Here is a 2,264-nt window from a genome sequence, read left to right as displayed (position 1 = left end):
GGCGGGTTCAGTGGGTCGTCGCCGTGTTGTGGAACGCGTCCGGGACCAGCCAATGACCGCCGAGGACCACCGAGCCCAGCGTGACCACGACGAACACGAACACCCACAGGCCCGCGGGCAGCCTGGTCAGCTTGCCGAGCTGGTCGGCGTCCGAGTTCGGCGCCTTGCCGCCGCGCCGCTGCCACTGGAGTTCGAAGACCGGGCGGACCCCGCCGAGCAGCAGGAACCACACCGCCAGATACGCGAAGGCCGCCTGCACGCGCGCGTCGGCGTACCAGGACACGACGAAGGCCAGCACGCCGGTGGCCAGCACCGACAGCAGGCCGAAGAAGTTGCGCAGCATCAGCAGCATGAGCGCCAGCAGGCCGACGCAACCCCACAGCAGCGCCGTGATGTGGCCCCGCCCCAGCAGCGCCGCGCCGCCGAGCCCGAACAGCGAGGGAGCCACGTAACCGCACGCGGCGGTCAGCACCATGCCGAAGCCGTACGGCTTGCCGTAGGACACCGTGATGCCCGAGGTGTCCGCGTGTAGTCGAATCCCGCTGAGTCTGCGGCCGGTGATCAGGGCCGCTATCGCGTGGCCGCCCTCGTGCGCGATCGTCACCGCGTTGCGGGCGACCCGCCAGGCTGGCCGATAGGAGACGGTCGCCAGCGCCACGGATCCGGCGGTGAGCACCAGCCACCTCGGCTGGATCGGTTGAGCGATCGTTATCTCTCGCCACAATTCGCTTAGATTCGACACGGCCATGCCGGAAAGGATGCTAGATCCGATAGGGTCCGGTCCAGCCGCCGTCCTGCACTGTGTAGTAGATCGGTGGCGCGGCGAACTCGGCGAGTACGAACACGTCGAGCAGGTTCGCCCGCGCACGGTACCCGGTGGCGAGCGCCGCGCCGGGTGGCAGGCCCACTCCGTTGGGCACGATCCCGACCGACCAGCCGCCGTCCCGTTCGTGCGCGTACTGCCGCAACCGGCCGTCCGCGTCCACGACGAAGACGAGCAGTTGCTGCCCGCCGTTCTGATAGCCGGTGGCCAGAGCGCCGGGGGAGTGCAGGCCGCCGCCGGGCAGGATCTGCGCGTCCCAGCCGAAGCGCTCCCGCCGGAACGCCCGCAGCCGGCCGTTCGCGTCCACGGTGAAGACCGTCAGGCCGCCCTCGCCGCCCGGGTAGCCGGTGGCCAGCGGCGCGCCCGGCGGCAGTTCGAAACTCTGGGCCAGCCGCGCCGTCGGCGACTCGACCTGCCACTCGCCGTCCGCGGTCTCGGTCACCGCCTGCAATTCGCCCTCGCGGTCGATGGCGAAGACGGAAAGTTGCGCACCGCCGTTCTGATAGCCGGTCACCATGTTCGCCCCGTGCGGCAGCGGCGTGTCGAGCACTATCCGGTGCCCGCGCCACCGGCCGTCATCGGTGCCCTGGAACACCAGCGGCTCACCGGTGCGCCCCGCCACGAAGACGTCGAGTACCGTGCCGCCACTCTGGTAACCCGTGGCCAGGCACGCACCAGGCGGTATGCCGATCGCCTCAGGCACGACGTCGGCCTGCCACGCACGCTCACCGGGTGTGAGGTAGATGCGAAGCATCCCGTCCCGGTCGACGGCGAATACGTCGAGTTGCGAGCCCCGGGACTGGTAGGCGGTCGTCAGCGCGCCGGCAGGGTGCAGATCGGTGCCGAAGGGCAAGCCGTCTGCTTGGGGGAGCCCGACGCGCGCCCAACCCGAGCCGTTCTGCGCGGCGCAGCGCAACACGCCGTCGGCGTCGATGTAGAAGATGTGCAGCCGATCGGGCGCATGGCGAACCGCAGTCGCAAGCTGCCCCCCGACGCGGCTCACGAGCGCTCCCTCCCTCCATCCGCTCTGCACATTTCCGAAGTGGGTCCATGGTGAGACATGGCGGCGTCGAACGGTACGCTTTTCGTAAAGTTTTCATGTTGCGGTCGTATGAAGTGCCGCTTTGATCTTGACGCGGTGCGGCCGAGCGGGTTAGCGGCCGGAAAGTATGCGGGTCTCCTGCCCGGCTCAGTGGGCCGTTTCGAGCCATAATGATCCGATGTACTCCGTCGATCCGACGCGCCGCTTCCTGTTCTGGGCCACCTTTCTCGGCGGCGATCCGGATCGGCGGGTCCGGGTCGCGTTCGATCTCGACGGGCACGGCCACGGCTTCTATTTCCGGCACGAGGGCGACCAGCCGGTCAGCTTGTTGCGGTACGACCGCTGGGGCCAGCCCGCGGCGCCGTGGAACTCCGGACTGCCGCGCGGCGCGGTGCTGCG

Annotated in this window: 3 protein-coding genes; 1 reads left to right on the top strand and 2 read right to left on the bottom strand. The window is 69.6% G+C overall.

The annotated features are described in order from the left end of the window. Positions 1 to 7 precede the first annotated feature (7 nt). Entirely contained in the window at positions 8 to 748 is a 741-nt protein-coding gene (locus VGS97_RS09805) for a M50 family metallopeptidase (RefSeq protein ID WP_349262069.1), read from the bottom strand. Positions 749 to 761: 13 nt separating this feature from the next. Beyond that, the gene (locus VGS97_RS09800; RefSeq protein WP_326853006.1) at positions 762 to 1,826 is read right to left on the bottom strand and encodes a hypothetical protein; all 1,065 of its coding nucleotides are present in this window, start codon (positions 1,824 to 1,826) and stop codon (positions 762 to 764) included. 217 nt (positions 1,827 to 2,043) lie between these two features. Here VGS97_RS09800 and VGS97_RS09795 point away from each other — a divergent pair. Beyond that, positions 2,044 to 2,264, top strand: a 221-nt coding sequence (locus tag VGS97_RS09795; RefSeq protein WP_326853005.1) for a hypothetical protein, incomplete at its 3' end; no start/stop codon positions are given.

This window comes from Actinocrinis sp., from assembly GCF_035946395.1.
GTDB lineage: Bacteria > Actinomycetota > Actinomycetes > Streptomycetales > Catenulisporaceae > Actinocrinis.
The sequence above is the reverse complement of the archived record's forward strand: the minus strand, read 5'-3'. Positions and strand labels throughout refer to the sequence as shown.

Bases quoted from the DNA above. Each gene is read 5' to 3' on its own strand.
- VGS97_RS09805 (WP_349262069.1), bottom strand. From the start codon at position 748: ATGGCCGTGTCGAATCTAAGCGAATTGTGGCGAGAGATAACGATCGCT.